Genomic DNA, 21,321 nt, shown 5'->3' on the forward strand with positions numbered 1-21,321 from the left:
GCCTACACCTCGGCGATTTTCAGATCGGCCGGCGGCAGGAAGCCAGGATGCACCGCCTTGTTGCGCTGGCTCACCTCCCCCACCCGAGTGGCATCGCCAAAGCGCTGGTAGGCCACCACCAGGGCCGGCAGGCTCTGCTTGGGCGACAGGGTCAGCAGCCGCACTCCGGTGGACGACACCGCCGTGAGATGGCCGAACAGCTGCTGGCGCAGGCTGTTAAGAGCCTGGTAATGCAGGGCATCGGCCTTGAGCGCGGCCTGCCAGATCACCTCATTGAGGGCATCGCGCAGGCTCAGCACATCCTCGGCCACCGGTACATCCAGGCGGCGTACCGGCTGGACCGCCTGCTGGGCCACCGAAGGCGTGGAGTTGAGCTTGACCACCGGCGCTGCCGCCGGCATCTGCGCGACCTGGTAGCCGAGCTTCACCAGCAGCATGTCCTGCACCAGGTTGGCCATGGCCTGGGCCGCGGCCACCGTGTCCTTGCCGGTGGTGAGCTTGGGCGTATCGATCTTCTTCGCCGCCTCGACCTGTTGCGAAGCGTTGGCCAGCACCCCTCGATAACCCTCGCGGGCGAAGTCCTTGAGCTCGCGGATGTCCTTGAGCAAGCCCTTGAACTCGGCGCTGACCTCCCTGGGCAGCTCCTTGAGCGCCAGCACCAGCTGGCGCAGGTCCTTGTAGGTGTCGATCAGCTCCTTGAACTCATGCTCGATCACCGCGTAGACGTCCTTGAGGCAATCGCGCAGTTCCTTGACCGCGATCCGTGCGGCCTTGATCAGGCTGATGACCTCCTCGAAGCGCCGCACCGCCGAACCCAGCAGGCTGTCGGCGGCCACCAGCAATTGCTCGCGGGAGTTGACCACCGCCGTGGGGAACAGCAGCGGCTGGTCGGGGTGGAACTTGAGGGCGAACGTCACCAGGCCGCCGTCCTGGCGGGTATGGGTCATTTCGCACTCGCCGACCTTGACCTGCATCCGTCCCAGCCAAGGGTGGACCAGTTCCCCGGCCCCCTGCTCCAGGGCCTGGAGCAATTGGTCGCGCTGCTCCAGGCAGTTCTCGCCCACGATGAAGGCCGTCAGGTCGTGGACCTTGGCTTGCTGGCCGAGCCCTTCATAGAAGGGCTGGTCGCGCTGGGGGTACTCATGCAACTGGCCCTTCTGGCCCACCGGGGTCTTGGCCTGGTCGACCCAGAAACCGACGCCGCGAAACGACGCCGGCAACAACCGATCACGCCAGCTCATTGGAACCTCCTAGGGAAAGTGAGCGATAGCCGATGCGCGGAGTCACCGCCAGGCCCGGCTGGTTGGTCTGCGGCTGGCTGGTGCGCATGCCCGCCGGGGCGTTTTCGAAGCGCACCGTCAGGCCGCCTTCGAGTTGCGTGCGGTTGTTGGCCGCACTCTGTTGCACCAACGCACCAGAGCCCTGGTTCAGGTTGCGCGCCGCCGGCGAAGCCTCGGCACCGAAGAATGCCGGGGCCAACTGGCCCTTGCCTTCGGCGTTGGTGCGCTGCTGGGCCTCGGTCAGGCCTTCGACCTTGCCGGTGATCTTGGCGATGAAGCCGCCAAAGCTGCCGCCGAGCATTTCCCGGATACCGCCCAGGGTGCCCTTGAGCTTGTCCCAGAACGCCGAGAACCAGTCGGCGATGGGCTGCCAGTTGGCCGTGACCATGTCCATGGGCGACCAGTTGAACAGCTCCTGCAAGAACCCCTGGACCGGCGCCGTGACCGCCAGCAGCGAGTCCCACAAGCCACTGAAGAACCCGGCCACGGGCTCCCAGGCCGCATTGACCAGCGGCATCGGCGACCAATCGAACAGCGCCCGAAAGAACTCGCCCACCGGCGCGCTCAGCGCCAGCAACTGGTCCCAGGTGGCCGAAAAGAAGTCCATCAGCGGTTGCCAGTTATTGATCACCAGGCCCAGGGGCGACCAGTCGAACAGGGTCTTGAAGAACCCCAACACCGGTTCCGCCTGGGCCCGCAGGCCATCCCAACAGCGTCCGAAAAAGCCCAGCAGCGGCTGCCAGTTATTGATCACCAGGCCCAGGGGCGACCAGTCGAACAAGGTCTTGAAGAAGCCCAGCACCGGTTCCGACAGCGCCCGCAGGCCATCCCAGCAGCGCCCGAAAAAGCCCAGCAGCGGCTGCCAGTTGTTGATCACCAGGCCCAGGGGCGACCAGTCGAACAGGGTCTTGAAGAAGCTCATCACCGGCACCGACAGTGCCCGCAACAGCTCCCACAGCGCCGAGAACAACCCGGTCAATGGCTGCCAGTTATCGATCACCAGCCCCAGCGGGCTCCAGGAAAACAAGGTCTTGAAGAAGTCCAACAGCGGCAACGCCAGGGCCTGGATGCCCTGCCACAAGCCACTGAAGAACTCGCTGAGCGGTGCCCAGGCCTGGGTCGCCTCGCCGACCACCGAGCTCCAGAGCCCGGAGAAGAACCCCGTGAGCGCGCCCCAGGCACCGGCCAGGGCCTGCAACGGGCTCCAGCCGAACAGGCTCTTGAAGGTGGCGAAGGCCACCTGCGCCGCCTGCTGCAGGCTGTTCCAGATCCCGCTGAAGAACCCGGATATCGGCTCCCAGTAGGCCACGATCAAACCAGCGGCCACGGCGATCGCCGCCGCCACGATGCCCACCGGCGAGGCCAAGAGGCCGACCACCGCCGCCAGGCCCATGGCCCCAGTGGTAACCACGGTGAAGGCCACGGCCGCAGCGGCCAAGCCTTCCACCAGGGCCGGGTTGTCGGCGATGAAGCTGCCGATGCTGCTGATCAGCGGGATCAGCCCGGTGATCAGCTGGTTGACCGCCGGCAGCAGCGCCTGACCCATCTTCAGCGACACCCCTTGCAAGGCGTCGTCGAACTGCTTGAGGTGAGCCGAGGTTTCACCCAGGGGCACTTGCGGTGCCTTGAGCTGGGTGAGTTGCTGGCTGCTGGCTTGCAGGTCGTCCTCGGCCTTGATCGCCTGCTTGATGCCATGGATGAACGGCTCCAGCAAACCTCCACCCTTGATGAAGCCGCCCAGGTCGAGGGAGCCGAGGCCACTGTCCTCGATGCTCTTCTTGAAGGCGCCGATCCTGGCGCGGATCCCCGACATCTGGGCTTCGAGTTTCTGTGCGCCGAGCACCACCACGGACATGTGCACCGTGGTCTGGATGTTCGTCAGGCTCATGCTTTGTTGAATATTGGCCATCACTGCACCTGCTGCATCGCATTGATCCGTTGCGCGTGCTCCAGTGACTCGCGGAGCACATCCAATGGCCTGGCCATCATCTGTTCGGGGTCAACCTTCCAGAACCAGGCCAGGTCATAGGCGGCCGCGATCAGGTCGCCGATGGCTGCGACGCCGCACTCATGAAAAAACTCGCGACGGCCCAGCTCAGGCCGTTGAGGTCGGCCAGGTCCAGCTGGTTCACCGAGGACGGTGGGATACCGGCGCAGACCGCGATGTACTTGGCCGCGACATCCATGTCCAGGCTCACTTCCTCGCTCTTGTCGATCCGGTACGGCAGCGCCTTGATGTTGCGCACCTCCTGCACCGTCGGGCGGCGCAGGGTCAGTTCGTCGAGCGTTTCGCCGTGGGCCTCGATGGCCACTTGCAGCTTCACGACTTGAGTCATTGCCAGGTCCCCTTCACGCCGTTGAACACCAGCGCGATGCTGGCGTCGTCGCCCTTGGATACCGGCTCGTCCACCAGGTAGGCGCCGGCCAGGACGAAGACCTTGCCGTTGTTGAATTCGCAGGTGACGGTCATGTCGGTACCGGCCACCAGCTGCTTGAGCGGGAAGTCCGGGGTGTGCAGCGCCGTGACCTTGAATGTCGGGGTGACCTCGACTTCCTTGTAGAAACCCGGCACGACGGTTTCACGCTTGGTGGACATCAGCGGCGCCTCGCAGCCGCCGTTGATCGTCAGTTGAGCACCGTCGACCTTGACGTAGCAGGTGCCCGCAATCACTTGACCCATGGTGTTTCTCCCTTCAATAAAAAGCCCACGCAAGGTGGGCTGGATTCACAGTCGAACGCGCGTTCAGGCGACGTTGTCGTACTGCAGGCGGAACTGGTTGAGCAGCGCGAACACTCGCAGGCCGTTGATGTAGTCCGGCGGGAACAGCACGTTGATGCGGTTCGGGTCCCGGGCATCGCGTTCCACCACCAGGTGCTCGGCGAACAGCTCGGCGTTTTCCACATGGCCTTCCAGCTCCAGCTTGGCGTACTGGGCGATCAGCTCGCCGCGAATGGTGCTCGGGGTGACGATCGGCTGGCCGGCGCCGAAGCGGGTGCCGTCGGCGGCCAGCTTGTGGCGCCCGTACTTGCTGGTGATCACGCTTTGCAGGCGGCGCACGATGTAGGCCGACTGGTGCAGGGTCTCGCTGTCCAGGTAGGAGTTGTCCGCCTGGCCGAAAGCGTTCTTCTGGTAGGTGGTGATCGAACGCTGGATGCGCACGTAGCCGCCTTCGTAGTAGGCGGTGGCGATGCCGTAGTTGAGCAGTGACTGGCGCTCGGTCAGGGTGAAGCGCTCGCTGGCCGCGGCCGGGTCCAGGCCCGGCAGGCTGCCGCTCTGGGTCGGACGGCTGGCATCGGCGGAGATGAACACCGCGGTGCGCGCGGCCAGTGCCGCAGCCTGGACCCAGGCCGGTTGCGGAACGCCCGGTTCCAGGGCCTGGATGGTCATGTGCTGGTCGTTGCGCGCCTGCCCGGCGGCGACCAGGGTGCCCACGGTGCCGCGCTTGGCGGTGTAGACATGGCCGAACAGCTGCTTGGCCCAGGACCAGCGACCCACGCTGTCATCCATGACCGCTTGCCAGGTGTTGAGGCTGGCGACGTCGGTCCAGGGCATGCAGATGAACTCGAACGGTTCATCGCCCAGGGCGGCGACCGCGGCGACCTGGTCAGGCACGCCGGCACCACCGGCCATCTTGCCGATGACGATGGCCAGGCCTTCCGGGGTGCTCTCGCCGTTGCTCTTGCCCAGGCGATTGAGCTGCAGGCTGATGTCGTTGCCGCTGTCGCCGGTCCACTTGGCGTTCAGGGTCACCACGCCTTCGGCGGCGCTGGCGCTCAGCGGCAGGTCGGCCGAGGTGTTGATCTTCTGCACCAGGGCGGTGGCCGCCTGGGCTGCGGTGGCGCCCTTGGCGATGGCGGCCTGGACCCGCACGCCGCCCACATAGAGGTTGAGCACGCCGCTCTCGGTGGCGCTGCCGGTCAGGGTCAAAGTGCCCTTGGCCACGCTGCCTTCGCTGTTGTGCAGCGGCAGGCACCAGATCTCGCCGACCGGGTCGGTCTTGCGGAAGGTCTCGAACATCGAGGCCAGCATCGAACCCTGGCCGCCGATGCTCTTGGCCAAGGCCACGCTGGACACCAGCACCAGCTTGCCTACGTCGCTGGCGGGCACGTTGTCATTGACCTGGGCGACGATCAGCCGGCGCATGGCCGACGAGGCGCTATTGGCCGCCGAGTTGTCCATCTCGGCATAGAACAGCGGAACACGAATGTCCGCGGGGATATTGCTGAATCCGATCGCCATTATTGGGCTCCCTTCGGTTGTGCCGCTTGCACGGCGTTGATGGTGATATCGCCATCGGCCAGACGGCGACGCCACCAGGCGTTGTCCGTGACTTCGCGGCCAGTGACCGGCAGCAGGTCGCCCGCTTCCGGATCGGGTACGGCGCGGCCAGCGGCCGGCAGCACGGTGATGCGTTTGCTCATTGCTTCAGCTCTCCTGAGAAAGTCAGCTCCAGGCGCCCATCGGGGCCCGGGCTTTTCAAATTGGGATCCGCCGGATCGATGGCATCGACCCGCACCGTGACCCCGGTAAAGGACGGCAAGCCGTCGAGTTCACGTTCATGCCAGGTTTCCGCCGGCTGCCCGGAACGATTGCGCCCCAACTGGAACTCGGCGAAAAAGCGCAGGCGATAGAGCAACCGCTCATTGCCCACCGGCACCAGCTCACCGCCCTCGTACTGGATCGGGCTGTACTCGGCCCCGGGCTTGAAACCCACCAACGCGCGCCAGAGATCGGCGCGCAGGTCATGGAGCTGGTCCAGGGCCTGTTGCGGGTGAGTGGCATCGAGCAGCAAGGCGACTTCGAAGCGGTCGCGGATGACCTGGCGGAAGGTGTTTTGTGCGGTGGAGGGAGTGGCGAGGTCGTTGATGGGAGCGAGGTAGGCAGCGGGAAGAGCTTGGGTAGTGTTACTTGTCGATACTCCTGGACTAAATCCAATAACGAAACGATTCGTTAATAGAGGGCAATATTCTTGGAGCTGCCTTATAAGCTTAATTAAGAGCATAGTCCCACCAAACAAAAAGTTAATTAAATAAAAACACCAACTAAAAAACTAGAAACCAAGCACAAGTAGAAGCTCCATAAAACCGTTACTCGTGAAAAATTAATTTTTACTCAAGCCATTAAAAAGCAAATAAAAATTTAAACCCATAAAAACCATTAATCCCCACATGACCTATACAGACCACTCACTGACACTCACAACTGGCACTACAAGGGCACCCTAACAGGCGAACTAGATAAAGTAACAAACCAAATCTTTAATGAAACAGAATATCTCCTGCCAGCCTTATTAAAAAACCTGAACTTAGCATCTCGATTAGTTACGGACGACGCCGTCAATTAATAGCCACACCAACATGAAGCAAGCAGAATACGTTCAGAATATTATATTTTTATCACCATCTACGACTCCAAATTTCTCAGCATACAAACGATACTCAAAAACCAATAAAAACACCCCATATATCCTCTGCCTTCAACAACTAACACAGAAGATCGATAAAGGTTAAATATTCGTGAGAGCTGTACATTTAAATCAATTTACAACTCATGAAAATAATGATTAAGCAGTTCCCCTAGCCATTACCTCATTATCGCGAAACGGCAACTTATGCCTCGCAAATTAGTTCAATAGCTGGATCACTCCCTTCATTGAATTACATAACTAACAAGCGACCCATCATGTCTGGAACGCAAAGAACGAGAAGAATTTTCGCAAGGTATTTTGAGCACATACGAGGAGACAGAAACAGAGAAGGAAGAGAAATTTATCTAAAAAGCAGAATACCATAGGCTGCTCGTTTACCACCTGGATCTCTAGCATCAAGCTATCGAAGTACTCTTTCTCGATCAGGAACAACTCCGATGCGTTGCTGACTTAGCTCTTGGATGGTTTTTAATACTCTAGGAGAGAACGAATTCTGGCTTTTTCGACCACGGACGATACGTAGCATTTTAGCAAACAGACCAGCAGATGCTCTATGCCCACGGCCGCCCATGGTAACCATGGCTCATCACACCGTTAAGCGTTTGAGCCCTGTTCGAGACATAAGCTAATCCTAGTGAGGTCACAGGAATAGTTACCAGAATGGATATCTATGAGTCCACGCCTGAGCGAGACATGAAGGAGCTGACTCGGTTCGACCGGGCTGTCCGTCAATTCATCCCTTAACCACCAACCATTAGCTACTTCGCTCGCAATGACACAACAAATTTCTATACACCAGACGGCCTACTTCATTACAAAAATGCGTGTCTTCTTCTACGAACCGATGTTAAGAGCTGACTTTCATATCGACTGGAAAATCACCAGATGGTGGTGTAGTTGCGTGTTGTTTTTCAACCGAATGGACAAGGAAGCCCCTCAATACTTACTGCCATCACAAGTGGAGTGTTAAAGCTCCAGCACCACCCGCCAAATGGACCGCCCCAAGAGGGATTCCCGACTTGGTCCCCGTTAACAGCGAAGCGCATACCAATCCCTTCGTAGGTATCGTCACTGTACCCATATGGCGCCTCCTGATCGAACATAGACACAACTTCGTTCGCGGTATCCACGTAGTAGTAAATAGTTTCCGAGCCATAAAACCCCTCTCGGTAGACATTCGATCCGACCGCCGACTTGTATGGTTTCACTCCTGACCTAGGCAGCGGAACTGACTGGACACAGCGCCACTGTTCGGTCCATATGTATTCAGGGAACGGCACAACAGCCTGAACCGCCATGGGCGTGGTATACGATGAAAAGGTCATGAACCCATTCTCATCATAGGTTTCCAGACCGAAGGTAGATTGACTTTTAGGGTAGGTGTCAAAGATGTAAACCCTGTATGCCTCGCTCGTCACGATAGGTGGCTCTTGCTGCGCCTGATATGGATAACTGGCGACCGTAAATGTCCATCGGCGAATAGGGCCCGCCCCCAAAACAGACACATTTCGAACTGCCCACTCCCGCAAAACGTACTTTGGCATGGCCTCTGCGAAGAACAGGAGGGGGTTTCTCCCGTCTACAGTGATATCAAACAGTTTCGGTTTATCATCATTCGAGCTTGTCCAGCTAACCGGAACCTGTACCGACTTGATCAAACGAAACACCAACTTATTGGTATCAAGCCTTAACTTATCGTTGACATCCCGCAACTGCAATCCAACTTGGCTCATTTGTATGTTACCCCCCACACAACCAGGGTACTCAGATACTTCTTATTCACTGCTCCTGGCGGCAGATTAGGATAATTCCAAGTTAGGACTGTACCACTCCTAAACGCCTGCAAAGAAACACTAATCGGGCCTGCTGGCTCAGTGGGCACAAGTGAGAACCAAGGAATATAGTTAGGATCTCTCCACTCTGAAACCGAAATAGAACCCGCCGACTGATAGACTCCACTCCCAAGCTGCATGGATGTACCTTTCGATCCATCCCACTGAATGCTTCCGTTCTCGTAAAAAATCTGGATACCAGTATTCATGGTCGCTCCTCATTACATGCTAATGTCACTGCCCCTAGTATCTCGCAGTTTTTAATACCACTACCAGTTTTGCAGACTCGATGAAATGCAGAAATTCGCACCGGTGAGTTGCTCCTGAATTTGGCTATCGCAGCATTAGGTACTAGCACAAAAAAGCCCGCAACCTAGCAAACTTTATAAATAATCTGCAGCAGCCATGCTGTTATTAGCATGGAGGTATGCTCTAGGAAGAAATTACTAACCCCAACGAAATCTTATTGAATGATAATTCAGCTAATCTGGTGTCTATCATACTCAGCAGCATCAATAATCATAATCAATGGGGGGGCTCCACGCTGATACCAGCGCCCCCAATATGACCCTGTAGGAATGCTATTTCCATCATACGCGAACATCAGTGTGCAGCCCTTACCATCGTGGGGAGAGTTATTTTCCCCGCTGTCAAAACATACATATTCTGACATGGTGTCAGCATAGGTAACGCTGCCGTCACCTTGCACGTCTATCCCCCCCCTGGTCCCCGTTACAGCCCCGGCGTACAGTCCCTTTGGAAGTTCGGTCATTGACCATTCGCTTGCTGTACTACCTAGGTTATACGGAGCGCGTTCATTTCCGCGAGGTGGCGCTCCTGCCCACACCAGATTCAATGGAGGGTGAACAGACGAAAACGTCACGTTGCCATTTTCGTCGTACATCTCTAGACCAGACTTCCCGCTGAGCAATTCTGATTTATCGAAAACGTAGTATCGCCCGCTCGCACCAGTGGAGGTCAAAAGCACGAAAAAATCGAATGTCATGCTGCCAGCTGACCGTGTTACCTGGTTCAAAAAGGTATAGGCACCACGAACGAATATTATCGGCTGAGCGGCGTTGGCGACTGTCACGTATAGCCTGTTCACCCCTCCTCCAGGGATGGAGAAGTCATTTCTAGCTCGCAACGAATAGGCCATCATCTTGGTATCAATTGCGATTCGCCCCACCTCATCGAAAACCTGAAATGCTGGAGTCATTTCAATACACGCCATAGATTATGGTTGAGCTGGCATTCTGGCTCTGATTCAAAGCCGTAGAGAATGGAATGAACTCCCACTTGATTATCTCGCCCACGATCTCCACTTGTGCATAAAGTGCAAACTTTGATGGTGCCAGAGACACTGGATCAGGTAAGGAGTAAGCGAATGGCCGGCCCTGCGAAAGTAGGCTGCTTTTGAACTGTCCACTAAAAAGTCCAGTGCTTACCTGTCCGATAAATTTTGGATATTTTCCAGTCAAATCAAATTGTAGCGTACCATCTTTATAGAATATTTGAAGACCAGCTGACATACTACCTCCATAGGTAAAAAACCCGTTACGTAGCAGGGTATTGTGGCTCTATATCAGACCGCGCACTATTTAGTTACTTCCAAATACCAAGTCGGACGCGAAGTCTGTTTTCTGCATCAAAAACCTGAATGAGCTGGTTGCTCATGGTCAAACGCCCACCGTCTTTAATATTCCCATTGAATTCTAGATCCCCTCCCCTCCAAAGCTTCCACCCACTCACTCCAGCCTTATAGTCGGCCGACTGCAAGTTATCGCCAATCTTCAGCATATTGATACTGCCGTTCTGAATAAACGCAGAATCTATATAAGTAGCACCATTCTCAATAACAAACGGAGATATCGCCTTGGCAGTATTGGGATCGACAACCGCAAACCGATTAGCCGCAACCAATACCTGACTGGTAATAACGCCCTTATCGTTCTCGACCCCGACACCAATCCCCGCCAGATAGGGTTTGTTATCCACCGTCAGTTGCGTCTTGATCGAGTACATCGCCGCCAGCTCGCGCTTCATGGTCTCGACTTCGACCTGGGCACCGCCGCCGGACTCGATCTTCTGCAGCAGGTGCTGGCTCAGTTGCGTCTCGCTGATCTTGTCGCTGAGGTATTCGAGGATCGGCCCGGCATCCGAGGATGACTGTCCGGTGATCGGCCCATGGAAGGCACCCTGGTTGCCGATCTTGTCCACCAGGCGCGCCCAGAAGAAGAACCGTACGCCAGCGGCCAACCCCATGATGGTCAGGTCGGTCTGCGGGTAGGCGTAGTCGCCGAACTTGGTGGCAGTGGCCACGTCACTGCCCTGGCTGTACCAGATCTCGGTCCGTTGCAGGTCGGCGGTGCTCAGCCCGGCCGGGATGCTCCACTTGAGCTTGATGCCGAACACGATCGACTCGGCGTTGAAGGAAGCCACCATCGGCGGCGGTGTGGTCTTGCCACTGAGCACGGTCTCGACCGAGGTGGCGAACACCGAGCCGATGTCCAGGGCGTTGATCGCCCGGACCTTGGCCACGTAGCGCCCGGCATAGATACCGCTGACCTCGAAGGAGTTGCCCCCGGTACGTCCGGCGAACACCCAATCCCCGTCGTTCTTGCGCCAGTGCACCTCGTAGGCGATGGCGTTGTCCGGGCGCTCCCAGTCGATGGTCATGACCCCGACCGCGCTGCCCTGGTCGACGAAATGCTCGTTGCGCACCCGCACGCTCTTCGGCGGGTTCTGCACGCTCGGCGGGATCACCGTCACCGGTGGCTGGTCGATGCGCGCGCCGTTGTCGATCGCCGCGAACTTGGCGGCGACATGCTTGACCGCGCTGATGCTGTACTTGATCGCCGAGCCGGAAAAATCCTCGGCCACCGACAACACGCGAAACTGCTGGACCGCCAGGGTCGGCGAATCGATGGCCCACATCGAGTGCACCGGTGGCAGCTCCTCGAGTTTTTTCTCCAGCACCACCCGCTGCACTTCAGCGGGAAAGCCGGTGGTGTCGAGGGTGGTGGCGCCGCTGTCCCAGGTGATGCCGGTGCTGTCCCAGGTCAGTGGATAACCCACGGACTTGATCACCCGGGAGATCGCCTTGCCGGTGGGCATGATCAAGGTCAGGGTATCGCCGGGGTAGGCCTTGACGTCGGCATCCAGCACCAGGGCGTCCAGGGTCGCCGAGCGCAGGCGCCCGCCGATCCGCCGGCCGGCCCGGTCGTTGTCCGCCACGCGGATCACCTGCCCCGGACGCACCAGGGTGCCGTCCAGGCCCACGGAAAAACTCACGCTTTCGGTTTCCAGGCGGTTGGTCAGCAGCGCCCATTTGCCGATGCGCTGGGCCTGGGCCTGGGAGGTGCAGCCGGTGGCGGTGATCTCGGTCTGCTGCACGCCATAACGGGCGATGCCTTCCGGATCGTCGACGTACTGCACCTTCTGCCGGTAGAAGTCCGCCGGGTCGTTCCAGCTCACCAGGGCCACGCTGTAGCGGGTCTTTTTCGCCGAGCCGCCGTAGACGAACTTGCCGTCGATCACGTTGGCGTTGCTGTAGGTGTACACCGGGTCTTCCGGCATATCGGCCACCGCCATCACCGAGCCTGCGCCCCAATAGGCCATGCCGCGGAAGGTGGTGGCCAGGTCCTGCAGCACTTTCAGCGCATCGGCACGCACCGAGAGATAGAGGTTGCAGGTAAAGCGCGGCTCGGTGCCGCCCTTGCCATCGGACACCGGTTGGTCGCAGTACTGGCCGATGCGGTACAGCTCCCACTTGTCCACCTGGGCGGCGTTGAGCAGGTGCCCCAGGCCATAACGCTGGTGCAGCAGCAGGTCGTAGTAGATCCAGGCCGGGTTGTCGGTCCAGGCCGACTTGAAGGTGCCGTCCCACACGCCGCTATAGGTCCGGGTGGCCGGATCGTAGTTGCTCGGCACGCGGATGATCCGCCCTTGCAATTCGAAGGAGCGGTTGGGAATCGACTGGAACTGCGAGGCATCGAACTGCAGGCCGATGATCGCCGAACCCGGGTAGCGCAACTTGGCGTCGATCACGTCGGTGATGGACTCCACGCTGGTGGTATCGGCGATCGCCCCGCTGCTGGAGTTCGCCGTCAGCCGCCGCACCCGCACGCTCCAGCCGGCCTTGGCCGCTGGCAGGTCGACCCGGTGGGAGCGCTCGTACTTGCTGGAGCTCTTGCCGCTGAAGGCCGATTGCAGCACTTCGACGAACGCCCCGCCGTCGGTGGACAGCTCGATGACGTAACGCACCGTGTAGCCGTTGGTGTCGCCGTTGCTGGTGTTGGTCTGGGCCAGGCGCGAGACCGCCAGGCGGATGCGCACCGCCGACAGTTGCAGGTTGGTGATGGCGCGGGTCCAGGGTTGGTCGCTGCGCAGTTCCACCGCCACCTGGGACTCGTTCTCCACCGCCGGGAAGCCCGGGATGTAGGTCTGGTCCTGGCTGCCGTTGCGGGTCTCGAGGCTGACCCCGGAGAAGTTCAGGCTGCCGTCGGCGTTGGCCAGGGGCGTCTCGTTGAGGAACACCGAGCGCTTGCCGTTCTTCAGGCCCACGATCTCGCCTTCACTGACGAGATCGAGGATCCGGGCATAGGCCGTGCTGTGCAGGCTGTCCGGGGCTTCCACGGAGGGACGGGGCGGCTTGGCGCCGCCGCCCTTGCTACCGGCGAGAATGGGGTCGGTCATGGCTTTCCTTCAGGCGAAATGAGGCCCGCGGCATCGCAGGCAGGTGGAAGACGGGAATGCTTAGAGTTGGTCCTGGGCGTAGATGCCGGAGCTGATCACGGTGCTGCCGATGGTCAGCTGGCCATAGAGCAGGCCCACCGGATTGCCCTGGGCCGTGGTGTTGATTGGCCCGTTGAAGCTGTAGCTGGGGCGGTTTTCCGGGCGCTCCTGGGCGCCCAGGCCCTTGGGCATGGGCGCGAGCATCTGCGTCACGCCGCCCATCACCAAGGTCGCTCCGGTCATCATCATGGCAGTGACTGCCGGGCCGGTGAGAAAGCCGAAGGGGTTGTAGTAGGCCACGGCCATCAACACCGCGCCGAGGATGGTCTGCAGGCCCCCAGCGCGCTTGGAGCCGCCGAGCACCGGGGCGATGCGAATCACCTGCTTGCCCAGGGGCTGGTGGATATCGGTCTCGGACAGGTTGCGCCGGCCGTTGAACACGGCGAAGCGCAGGCCCTTGTCGGCGCTTTGCACCATGTAGCGCTCAAAACCCGGGAACTGCCGGAAGTAACCCATCACGTCCTTGAAGCCTGCGCTGATGGCGACCCGGTGTTCACGCCCGAACAGCCGTGCCAGGGAGCCGGACAGCAGCACGGTTTGCATCTTTTGTGGTTCTACGGCCAAGCCCATGGGGTTCTCCTGGCGATAAAAAAACCCGCCGGGGCGGGCTGGGATGGACAACGCAGACCGCTGTTTCAGAGCTGGTCCTGGGCGTAGATGCCGGCGCTGATCACCGAGCTGCCGACGATCAACTGGCCATAGAGCAGGCCCACCGGGTTGCCCTGGGCCGTGGTGTTGACCGGGCCGTTGAAGCTGTAGTTGGCACGGTTGTCGGGACGGTCCATGGCCCCCAGGCCCTTGAGCTGCGGCGACATCATCTGCATCACCCCGCCCATGGCCAGGGAAATGCCCATGCTGGCGGCGAAGGTCCAGCCGCTGGAAGCGCCGGTGCCGATCAGGCCTGAGGCAGTACTGCCAGTGGCGGCCATGCCACCGGTGAAATAGGACGCGGCCACCACCAGGGCGACGCCGATGATGGTCTGCAACCCGCCAGAGCGCTTGCTGCCGATGAGCAGCGGAGCAATGCGGATATCGCTGCTGCCGCAGGGAGCGTGCAGGCGATCCTGGCCCAGGTTGTCGCGCCCGAGGAACAGCGAGTAGGTCACCCCGCGATCCTTGGATTCCATCAGGAAGGCCTCGAATCCCGGCACCAGCACGCACAAGGCGCGGATCGCCTCCGCAGCGCTGCCCACCGCCAACCGATGCACCCGGCCGAAGCGGGCTCCCAGCGAGCCGTACAATCGCACGACCCGGACTTTTTGCTGATTCATCACATGACTCCCAGGAAGAAAGATCCCCGGTTGGCAGCCGGGAAAGGCAGCGGCCTCAAGCCGACGCCATGAGCTGGCGATGGCGCCAGATGCTGACCGTGACCTCGTCCCAGTAGCCGCCATAGGTGTCGCGCTTGCTGTCGCGGCCATAGAGGTGGTGCAGGATGGAGCCCGGCGCCGGGTAGTGCGCAGGCTCGCTCTTGAGCACGCCATCGGCCAGGTAGATTGCCGCGTGGTTGGGTACTGGCGAGCGGATCTGCATCAACACCACGTCGCCCTGGCGCAGGTCCCCTACCCGCTCGAAACCGGCCTCGGGCAAGTGCTCCAGATAGAGGTTGCCGCCCTTGTCCCACCAGCCGTCCTCGCGCTGGTAGTCGCCCAGTTCTATACCCAGCTCGCGCCGGTAGTAGTCGAGGATGATGCTCAGGCAGTCGTGCACGCCATGGGCGAAGGCCCGGCCAACCAAGGGTGCCTGGTAGCCGTTGGGCGCCAGCTGGGCCCACTGGCCAATGCGCGGCTGGCCGGCGTCGTCCGCCAGCACCTGGACGATGTGCCAGGGCAACCCGGAGGCCTCGCAGGCCACCCGGTCCGCCTCGCTGGGCGTGGCCGGGTAATCCGGATGGCTGTGGATCACCGCCAGCACCTCGCCGCGCTCCTCGGCTGCCGCATAGTCCGCGGGAGCCAGGCGAAAGTGCTCGCTGGGGGTCGCGGCGGTATTGCGACACGGCACATAGACCCGCCGCCGGCCCTCGCGAATCAGCAACCCGCAACACTCGCGGGGGTATTCGGCCAGGGCGTGGCGCTCGATGGCCGCAAGGTTCGCCTTGTTCATGTTCAGCTCCGTAGCAGGCCCGCCGCAGGAAACGAACCGTAGGGCAGCGGGTTGTTCTCGCCGAAACGCAGCTTGCAGCTGCTCAGGCGCCCGCCACATTTATCCTTGGCGGCATCGGTGACGATCACGTCGTTGACGTCCGCCACCGGGCCGCCGTTGTAGCCACAGTAAGGGCCGCGATAACCGCCGCAGCTGAGCCACCAGCAGACGTTGGCGACGATCTGCCGGCGCGGAAGCTGCACGCCGTTGAAATCCAGGGCGCTGGATAGCTCGAACTGCACTACCTCGTTGTCTTCGGCGACCTTGCGCTCGACGTACCAGATATCCGGCGGCAGCTCCTCCTCGGGGTCGGCTTCGGGCTGGCCATCCAGGTACTTGCCCAGGGTCCGGTGGCGAATCAGCCGGGCCCCTACCAGGTCTTCGAAATACAGCACCAGGGCGGTGATGAAACCATCGACGTTGCCCACCGACAGGGTCGGGGTCGGCTGCGAGCCCTTGCCGGTCATTTCGAAGCCCTCGGCCTGGATCGGCCAGGGGGAATACTCGAGCCCCTGCCAGAAGATCGACGACTGCTGGGGGTAACCGTGAAAACGGTAGAGTTCGGCGCCAAGGCTGGTGGCGTCGAGCTCGAAAAGCTCCACCCACGCGCCAGGCTCCAGGGTCTGGATATCGGCTGTGATCGGCATGCTGTTTCCTCAAGGTACAAAAAACCCGCTCTTGGCGGGCATTGGTTAGAATGTTGAAAACAGAAAAACTCTATTCGGCAAATTATTTCATGATTTCTGACAGCCTATATTCAAAAAACTGCACCAAAATCATAGAGCGCTCAAGACATTTAGACGGCATACGAGGCATTGCTGCTCTTGCAGTAGCAATATTTCACTTTGCTAGATCATTCGACAACTCTCTATTATCATCTGAAAAAACGATAAACAGCACATTCATTAGCTCGCTGTGGAACGGACACTTTGCAGTTGCTGTATTCTTTGTTCTAAGCGGATTTTTATTTCTGAAAAAATTTCATTGCGCTTCATTAAGGCCCGCACTTAAAGCAATCATAAAGCGCTATCTACGATTAAGCTTACCAATTCTTGCAATTTGCCTATTGGCTTATATAGTCCATGCGCTAGGGCTATATTTCAACGGAGAAGCAAGTACTTTAAGCGATTCTGATTGGCTGAAAAGATGGTACTCATTTCAACCAAGTGCATCACTGGCCATAAGCGAATCTTTATGGGGTGACTTTGTGTCATTCAACGCACAAAAAACTTATAACGCCAATCTTTGGACAATATCTTATGAACTTCTTGCTGTTTCTTTGGTAATAGCATTTGGAGTTATATGTAAAAATCTAAAACCAAGCATGCAAGTCATCTCAATTCTGATCATATTTGCAGCCACCTATGGAACACACTATTTCGAATTTTTCTTAGGCGCCACTCTAGCTCTACCCTATGTACAAAAACGTGCAACCATGAAAACTAAATATTCAGTCATATTAATTTTGCTGGCTCTTTCCATTGCCCCCATGGTCCCACAAAGAGAACTAGCCGGACTAGCAGTAGATTTATCTTATCCGATAGCAGCTGCATTATTGGTATTCGCAGTTAGCGCAAACAAGAATCTAAGGACGGCATTTTCATGTAAACCTCTCCTGAAGCTCGGAGAAATTTCATTTGGAGTTTACCTAACACACTTCATAACACTAAACAGCATTGCATCTTATACTTTTATAATTACAGAATCGAAACTAGCAACACTCATCATATACATAACAACAACAGCGATAGCATCAATAATTTTCACCCAAGCAATTGACAGGCCTTTGACTACATTTCTAAACAAATTATTCTTGCCAAAGAAAATGACAACTACAATTCCAGCCAGCTAACTTTATATCGCGGTTATTATTAAAGTTACGTCCATCAAATTACAACAAGCTACGCGCCTGAGCGCGTCGCTCGGCAATATCTGCCGGGATATCCTTTCCGGTTTCCAGCTTGCGTACCACCAACCAGTCGGTCTGGCGCAGGTACTCCCGGGCCTCGTTGGCTTTCCGGTCCTGCTCAGTGAAGGTTTTCTTGCTCTGCGAGAAGTCCATGGTCGTCCTCGACGGTTGGAGTTACGGGGGGCTGTGCGGGGTGATCGGTGGGGATATCCACCGGGCCGTTTGTGGTGACAGTGACGGGTGCCGGGAAGCGGATGGCCTCGGTGGCCGTGGCTTCGTCATAGGGCATGAGCAGCGTGATCGACAGGACGCCTTCGGCGGACATGACGGCCTTGTCGGCGAACAGGGGCGAGTCGATGGCCTCGAGCGAAAGTTCGTAGCCCTTCTCAAGCGGCGAGAAATCGAACTGCTCGCCGTTGATGGTGATGGCATAACCCTCGACAGAGGCTGATTCGATACGCGCAAACCTGTCCGTATACACGGGAGAAAACTTGATAATGACCATTATCGCCACCTCCCGATAGCTATGTAGCGCAAGTATCCATCAATAGTTGAGAACGCGCTGTTTAAGCGCCCAACTGTCTGCGTGGTGTTTGACCATTCGCAATTCCCCCAGCAGACGCCGTTAGAGGAGGAGCTTGATGACCAAGTTACGATAGGTTCAACAACAAATGGCACAGGAAAGCTAAACGAGCGCTGATCAGAGGCAAAAATCGCACCGAGGGCTATGTTAGTAACGTTCTTAGTCGATGCGGCTGAATAACAAATCAAGGTTCCGTCGGCAAACTTTACCGCGCTACCATTTCCATTGTTTAAAAACTCAGGCGTCTGCCTAAACCATTGACCCCATGCACCGCCGACCCGTTTACGAACATACACAAGTTCACTGTTATTGAGCGTAGTTGCTCGCTGCATTGTGTAAGCTCCAACCCCCCCAGTATCAAGCCCGAAACACTCGACATACCAATCACTTGTAAACGGAGTATTTTTTACGCTGGTATCAACCCATACCACTGTTCTGGCCTGAATATTATTCAGGTCGGTGATGGTTCCGTTACGGTTGCGGGTAAGGCCGGTCTGCTCTAGAACTACGGTTTTCCAAGGCTGCCAGCCACTAGTGTCACGACGAAACCACATTTCGTCAGTGTCATGGGAGAATGCTAACTGAGTAGCCCTACCATATTCGGTATTGAATGCTAGCGTGATGTATTCGCCGTTGGTTGACGTGCTTGGCGCTCCAGCGTAATCAGCGGCCCACCCATAAATACCGGTGACATTTCTTTCATTCATAGTTTTGCCACTGGGCGAGGGCACTAATCCACCGATTCCGAATTCACCGCCAGAAACTACAGAGCGCCACGCGCTCCATGTATTGGAGCTTTTCCCGCGAGTAAACATCTTGCCGGTCGCCCAGTCTACGAACTGCTGTGCCGCCGCTGTGGAGTTACTGCCGGCCTGGGTAATCAATACGCCGGTCAAACTTGTACCCAGGATGGTGAACTGCCCCACCGCGTACCCACCGGTTAGATATGTATCGGGATTCTGATTCACCCCTACGAATGGAGCATCATCCTTGGCGCCAACACCGTAATCCCCCTTGGCGATTCCGGCGACCCATTGGGCCTGCCAATTGCCGTTATCTTTGATTCTGCTATAGGACTTCCCGCTCAAAAAGTTCACAGCGATTTGCATGGCAAATCCCGCGTCGTTCAATTGCAGATGAATGACGTAATGGTTCACCTGCGAAGGGAGAATCCCGGCGCCAGCCGGCCTGCAAAAGGTGAAGGTATTCACAGAAAGACCGTTTAATTGACTCTCAGGTATATCCCGGATTTTTTCCGCCAACCCGTACTGCTGGAGGATTGCCTTTACTGCCGGCGAAAAGTCGCTGATTGTGCTGGCCGGTTGTGCGCCAGTATGGTTCGCGCGGGCCAGCAGCTCGGCATCCGGCCGGTTTCTGGTCGCACCCGTTTCGATCGAGCTGAGCTGGGCACTGGCCTGCGCCGCTCGCTGATCCAGCTCGGCAAAGTTCTCATTGATGATCTGGGCACCGGTGCGCAGGTTGTCGCCGGTGCCATCGTTGGGCTGGGCGCCCGCCTTGATGGTTTTGAGGGTCATGGATGGAAGGCCTGTTCGAAGGTGGCGCTGAGGGTGTACATCCCTGCGCCCAACGGCGAGGGTTGATAGGTCTTGCAGCGGTACAGCCCCTGTTCTCCCAGGGGTGGGGTCCAGTAGAACGGCGTGGCGCCGCGATGGGCGTCGATGAAGGCGATGATCGGCTTGATCCGGCTTTCGTCGCCGACGAAGGTCAGCGGCCAGGACTGGGTCTTGTTGTTGATGCCGTCCTGGACCACCTGCTGGTAGCCGTCGCCGAAGCGGGCCGACTTGAGGCGGAATTCGACGGTGCCCACGGGTTCCACCTTGGGCACCCAGGCGAAGGTTTCGATGGTCATGCTTTTCTCCGGGCGTGAGCCGTCGCGGCCGCTGGGTATCAGCGGCCGTTGATGACGGACCAGATCTGGCCGCCCGGCTTCAGGTCACGGGCGATCTGTTCGGCAGCGCCTTGTCGGGCGGCGCTGGCATAGGCGTTGGCGAGGTTCTGCTGGTTGGCGCCGGCTCCCTGGGCAGCGCCCTGGCCTTCGCCGACGTTGATGGTCTGCTGGATCACCACCTGCTGGTTGCTGGTGCTGCCGGCCGGTGCGCCCCCCAGCGCCACCACACCCAGGGAACCATCGGCGCCCCGGCTCAGGGGCATGATCGCCTCGGGCCCGGCTTCGCCGAACAAGGCCATGGGCGCCAGGGTCGGAGCGCTGGCCACGGTGTTGCTGAAGACCCCGCCCTTGGCATGAGCGAATACCGGCATCTGCATGCTCGAAGTGTTGATCTTCGGGTCGAAGACAGTGGTGGCATCCCCCACCTTGAACTGCTGGGCAGCAGGAGTCGCAGCAGCAGAACCCGGCCACAGGCTCATCAGGGCCGAGCCGGCCATGCTGAACAGCGAGCTCAACGCCCGCGATGCGGCCGTCTTGGCCGCCAGCATCGCCATGTCCTTGAGTACCGAACTGGCAAAGTCGGAAAAGGAAAACTTGCCGGTGGTGGCGAACTGCACGATACCCGCACCCATCTTGTCGAAGGCGTTGGCGAACACGGCCTTCGACTGGGCTGCGGTGTTGTCGGAGGCGTTCATGTAGTCGTCGAAGGCTTCCGAGGCGCCGTTCTTCCAGTCCTGCATCGCCTCCGTCATCTGCTGGTAGTTGCTCTGGATCTGCAGTGCGGTTTCGCTGTGCTTGGTCTTGAGCTCTTCGAGCCTAGTGGCGTATTCGTCACCCTGTTCACCGCCTTTGCCATAGGCATCGCCGGAGGGGAACTTGATCCCGGCCTGGTCGGCATAGGTGGCCGGCGCCCGGGTCGCTCCCTTTGGAAACTGGGCGTCCAGGGCCTTGCGAGCCTGGGCGTATTGCAGGTCGTTGTCGCTCAGGAGCTTGGCTCGCTCCTTCTGCCGCGCGCCCATGCCTACCTGGGCCGCTGCCAGCGCGCCGTCGCTGCGCAACTTGTCGAATTCGTCGGAATACGTCGCGAGTTTCTTCCCCGATTTTTCCAGGGTCTGCGCGTAGTCGGTTTCAGCGCTTTTGTTCTGCTTGAGCAACGCCGCCAGGCTGCCCTGTTTCTTGAGGTACTGGTCGACCGCGGCGGTGGCCGGGTCATAGGCCTTGCGCAGGTCGTCGAAGGCACTGGCGCTGGCGTCCAGCGCCGAGGCGGACGACAGGGTCATGGACTCGGCGATTTTCTTGCCGGCCTCGTCGATGCGCCGCTGCATGTTGCGCATGGCCTGGTCGGTGATGCGCTGGGCCTTGTCCAGGGCCCGCTCCAGGCCGCTCAGGTCCAGCCCTTGGGAAGCTGTTGCCATGGGGTTCTCCGGGTCATGAAAACCC

General features: G+C 58.8%; 22 protein-coding genes. 1 reads left to right on the plus strand and 21 read right to left on the minus strand.

What is annotated here, in order from left to right:
- Positions 1–2 precede the first annotated feature (2 nt).
- The 16 genes from CAG11_RS28055 to CAG11_RS28120 form a co-directional block, all read right to left on the minus strand.
- The gene (locus tag CAG11_RS28055; RefSeq protein ID WP_022642614.1) at positions 3–1,241 is read right to left on the minus strand and encodes a DNA circularization protein; all 1,239 of its coding nucleotides are present in this window, start codon (positions 1,239–1,241) and stop codon (positions 3–5) included.
- Positions 1,228–3,189, minus strand: a complete 1,962-nt coding sequence (locus CAG11_RS33680) for a phage tail protein (RefSeq protein WP_158091444.1) — start codon at positions 3,187–3,189, stop codon at positions 1,228–1,230. Before CAG11_RS33680 ends, CAG11_RS28055 begins: the two co-directional genes overlap by 14 nt.
- Before the next feature lie 130 nt (positions 3,190–3,319).
- Positions 3,320–3,616, minus strand: coding sequence for a phage tail assembly protein (locus tag CAG11_RS28065; protein WP_031321005.1), 297 nt, complete (start codon positions 3,614–3,616; stop codon positions 3,320–3,322).
- The gene (locus CAG11_RS28070; RefSeq protein ID WP_022642610.1) at positions 3,613–3,960 is read right to left on the minus strand and encodes a phage tail tube protein; all 348 of its coding nucleotides are present in this window, start codon (positions 3,958–3,960) and stop codon (positions 3,613–3,615) included. Before CAG11_RS28070 ends, CAG11_RS28065 begins: the two co-directional genes overlap by 4 nt.
- Positions 3,961–4,023: 63 nt before the next feature.
- Entirely contained in the window at positions 4,024–5,520 is a 1,497-nt protein-coding gene (locus CAG11_RS28075) for a phage tail sheath subtilisin-like domain-containing protein (RefSeq protein ID WP_085599307.1), read from the minus strand.
- Positions 5,520–5,702: a DUF2635 domain-containing protein gene (locus CAG11_RS28080; protein ID WP_022642608.1), complete on the minus strand. Its 183-nt coding sequence runs from the start codon at positions 5,700–5,702 to the stop codon at positions 5,520–5,522. Before CAG11_RS28080 ends, CAG11_RS28075 begins: the two co-directional genes overlap by 1 nt.
- Positions 5,699–6,283: a hypothetical protein gene (locus CAG11_RS28085; RefSeq protein ID WP_085599309.1), complete on the minus strand. Its 585-nt coding sequence runs from the start codon at positions 6,281–6,283 to the stop codon at positions 5,699–5,701. Before CAG11_RS28085 ends, CAG11_RS28080 begins: the two co-directional genes overlap by 4 nt.
- Before the next feature lie 1,337 nt (positions 6,284–7,620).
- Positions 7,621–8,442 (minus strand): hypothetical protein, encoded by an 822-nt coding sequence (locus CAG11_RS28095; protein ID WP_143494785.1) that lies wholly within the window; start codon positions 8,440–8,442, stop codon positions 7,621–7,623.
- On the minus strand, positions 8,439–8,750 hold the full coding sequence (locus tag CAG11_RS33405) for a hypothetical protein (RefSeq protein WP_143494787.1): 312 nt from the start codon (positions 8,748–8,750) through the stop codon (positions 8,439–8,441). Before CAG11_RS33405 ends, CAG11_RS28095 begins: the two co-directional genes overlap by 4 nt.
- A gap of 269 nt (positions 8,751–9,019) precedes the next feature.
- Complete coding sequence (locus CAG11_RS33410; RefSeq protein WP_143494789.1) at positions 9,020–9,760, minus strand: hypothetical protein; 741 nt, start codon at positions 9,758–9,760, stop codon at positions 9,020–9,022.
- Position 9,761: 1 nt separating this feature from the next.
- Positions 9,762–10,073 (minus strand): hypothetical protein, encoded by a 312-nt coding sequence (locus CAG11_RS33415; RefSeq protein ID WP_143494791.1) that lies wholly within the window; start codon positions 10,071–10,073, stop codon positions 9,762–9,764.
- 73 nt (positions 10,074–10,146) lie between these two features.
- Entirely contained in the window at positions 10,147–13,239 is a 3,093-nt protein-coding gene (locus CAG11_RS28100) for a host specificity protein J (RefSeq protein ID WP_085599315.1), read from the minus strand.
- 60 nt (positions 13,240–13,299) lie between these two features.
- Positions 13,300–13,908 (minus strand): tail assembly protein, encoded by a 609-nt coding sequence (locus CAG11_RS28105; protein ID WP_085599317.1) that lies wholly within the window; start codon positions 13,906–13,908, stop codon positions 13,300–13,302.
- 65 nt (positions 13,909–13,973) lie between these two features.
- Positions 13,974–14,609, minus strand: coding sequence for a tail assembly protein (locus CAG11_RS28110; RefSeq protein WP_085599319.1), 636 nt, complete (start codon positions 14,607–14,609; stop codon positions 13,974–13,976).
- A gap of 55 nt (positions 14,610–14,664) precedes the next feature.
- Positions 14,665–15,441, minus strand: coding sequence for a C40 family peptidase (locus CAG11_RS28115; protein ID WP_085599321.1), 777 nt, complete (start codon positions 15,439–15,441; stop codon positions 14,665–14,667).
- A gap of 2 nt (positions 15,442–15,443) precedes the next feature.
- On the minus strand, positions 15,444–16,127 hold the full coding sequence (locus CAG11_RS28120) for a phage minor tail protein L (protein ID WP_053134540.1): 684 nt from the start codon (positions 16,125–16,127) through the stop codon (positions 15,444–15,446).
- A 50-nt stretch (positions 16,128–16,177) separates the two neighbouring features.
- On the opposite strand from CAG11_RS28120, the gene CAG11_RS28125 reads away from it, so the two are divergent.
- Positions 16,178–17,332 carry an acyltransferase gene (locus CAG11_RS28125; protein ID WP_085599323.1) on the plus strand — a complete coding sequence of 385 codons (1,155 nt, stop codon included), beginning with the start codon at positions 16,178–16,180 and terminating at the stop codon, positions 17,330–17,332.
- A gap of 39 nt (positions 17,333–17,371) precedes the next feature.
- Here CAG11_RS28125 and CAG11_RS33685 read toward each other — a convergent pair whose 3' ends face one another.
- From CAG11_RS33685 to CAG11_RS28145, 5 genes are read right to left on the minus strand one after another with little or no spacing between them, the layout of a single operon-like run.
- Complete coding sequence (locus tag CAG11_RS33685; RefSeq protein WP_158091445.1) at positions 17,372–17,542, minus strand: hypothetical protein; 171 nt, start codon at positions 17,540–17,542, stop codon at positions 17,372–17,374.
- Positions 17,508–17,894: a hypothetical protein gene (locus tag CAG11_RS28130; protein ID WP_085599325.1), complete on the minus strand. Its 387-nt coding sequence runs from the start codon at positions 17,892–17,894 to the stop codon at positions 17,508–17,510. The genes CAG11_RS33685 and CAG11_RS28130 overlap by 35 nt, the downstream gene beginning before the upstream one ends.
- Entirely contained in the window at positions 17,894–19,507 is a 1,614-nt protein-coding gene (locus tag CAG11_RS28135) for a pyocin knob domain-containing protein (protein WP_085599327.1), read from the minus strand. The genes CAG11_RS28130 and CAG11_RS28135 overlap by 1 nt, the downstream gene beginning before the upstream one ends.
- The gene (locus CAG11_RS28140) at positions 19,504–19,842 is read right to left on the minus strand and encodes a phage tail protein (RefSeq protein ID WP_022643403.1); all 339 of its coding nucleotides are present in this window, start codon (positions 19,840–19,842) and stop codon (positions 19,504–19,506) included. Before CAG11_RS28140 ends, CAG11_RS28135 begins: the two co-directional genes overlap by 4 nt.
- A 38-nt stretch (positions 19,843–19,880) precedes the next feature.
- Positions 19,881–21,296 carry a phage tail tape measure protein gene (locus CAG11_RS28145; RefSeq protein ID WP_085599329.1) on the minus strand — a complete coding sequence of 472 codons (1,416 nt, stop codon included), beginning with the start codon at positions 21,294–21,296 and terminating at the stop codon, positions 19,881–19,883.
- Between the last annotated feature and the right edge of the window lie 25 nt (positions 21,297–21,321).

Source organism: Pseudomonas sp. B6(2017), assembly GCF_002112765.1.
GTDB lineage: Bacteria > Pseudomonadota > Gammaproteobacteria > Pseudomonadales > Pseudomonadaceae > Aquipseudomonas > Aquipseudomonas piscis.

Excerpts from the sequence above, each read along its gene's own strand:
- CAG11_RS33415 (WP_143494791.1), bottom strand. The coding sequence starts at position 10,073 with ATGTCAGCTGGTCTTCAAATATTCTATAAAGATGGTACGCTACAATTT.
- CAG11_RS28145 (WP_085599329.1), bottom strand. The coding sequence starts at position 21,296 with ATGGCAACAGCTTCCCAAGGGCTGGACCTGAGCGGCCTGGAGCGGGCC.
- CAG11_RS33410 (WP_143494789.1), bottom strand. The coding sequence starts at position 9,760 with ATGACTCCAGCATTTCAGGTTTTCGATGAGGTGGGGCGAATCGCAATT.
- CAG11_RS28120 (WP_053134540.1), bottom strand. The coding sequence starts at position 16,127 with ATGCCGATCACAGCCGATATCCAGACCCTGGAGCCTGGCGCGTGGGTG.
- CAG11_RS28080 (WP_022642608.1), bottom strand. The coding sequence starts at position 5,702 with ATGAGCAAACGCATCACCGTGCTGCCGGCCGCTGGCCGCGCCGTACCC.
- CAG11_RS33405 (WP_143494787.1), bottom strand. The coding sequence starts at position 8,750 with ATGAATACTGGTATCCAGATTTTTTACGAGAACGGAAGCATTCAGTGG.
- CAG11_RS33680 (WP_158091444.1), bottom strand. The coding sequence starts at position 3,189 with ATGGCCAATATTCAACAAAGCATGAGCCTGACGAACATCCAGACCACG.
- CAG11_RS28140 (WP_022643403.1), bottom strand. The coding sequence starts at position 19,842 with ATGACCATCGAAACCTTCGCCTGGGTGCCCAAGGTGGAACCCGTGGGC.
- CAG11_RS28135 (WP_085599327.1), bottom strand. The coding sequence starts at position 19,507 with ATGACCCTCAAAACCATCAAGGCGGGCGCCCAGCCCAACGATGGCACC.
- CAG11_RS28125 (WP_085599323.1), top strand. The coding sequence starts at position 16,178 with ATGTTGAAAACAGAAAAACTCTATTCGGCAAATTATTTCATGATTTCT.
- CAG11_RS28065 (WP_031321005.1), bottom strand. The coding sequence starts at position 3,616 with ATGACTCAAGTCGTGAAGCTGCAAGTGGCCATCGAGGCCCACGGCGAA.
- CAG11_RS28130 (WP_085599325.1), bottom strand. The coding sequence starts at position 17,894 with ATGGTCATTATCAAGTTTTCTCCCGTGTATACGGACAGGTTTGCGCGT.
- CAG11_RS28115 (WP_085599321.1), bottom strand. The coding sequence starts at position 15,441 with ATGAACAAGGCGAACCTTGCGGCCATCGAGCGCCACGCCCTGGCCGAA.
- CAG11_RS33685 (WP_158091445.1), bottom strand. The coding sequence starts at position 17,542 with ATGGACTTCTCGCAGAGCAAGAAAACCTTCACTGAGCAGGACCGGAAA.
- CAG11_RS28095 (WP_143494785.1), bottom strand. The coding sequence starts at position 8,442 with ATGAGCCAAGTTGGATTGCAGTTGCGGGATGTCAACGATAAGTTAAGG.
- CAG11_RS28110 (WP_085599319.1), bottom strand. The coding sequence starts at position 14,609 with ATGAATCAGCAAAAAGTCCGGGTCGTGCGATTGTACGGCTCGCTGGGA.
- CAG11_RS28070 (WP_022642610.1), bottom strand. The coding sequence starts at position 3,960 with ATGGGTCAAGTGATTGCGGGCACCTGCTACGTCAAGGTCGACGGTGCT.
- CAG11_RS28085 (WP_085599309.1), bottom strand. The coding sequence starts at position 6,283 with ATGCTCTTAATTAAGCTTATAAGGCAGCTCCAAGAATATTGCCCTCTA.
- CAG11_RS28100 (WP_085599315.1), bottom strand. The coding sequence starts at position 13,239 with ATGACCGACCCCATTCTCGCCGGTAGCAAGGGCGGCGGCGCCAAGCCG.
- CAG11_RS28075 (WP_085599307.1), bottom strand. The coding sequence starts at position 5,520 with ATGGCGATCGGATTCAGCAATATCCCCGCGGACATTCGTGTTCCGCTG.
- CAG11_RS28105 (WP_085599317.1), bottom strand. The coding sequence starts at position 13,908 with ATGGGCTTGGCCGTAGAACCACAAAAGATGCAAACCGTGCTGCTGTCC.
- CAG11_RS28055 (WP_022642614.1), bottom strand. The coding sequence starts at position 1,241 with ATGAGCTGGCGTGATCGGTTGTTGCCGGCGTCGTTTCGCGGCGTCGGT.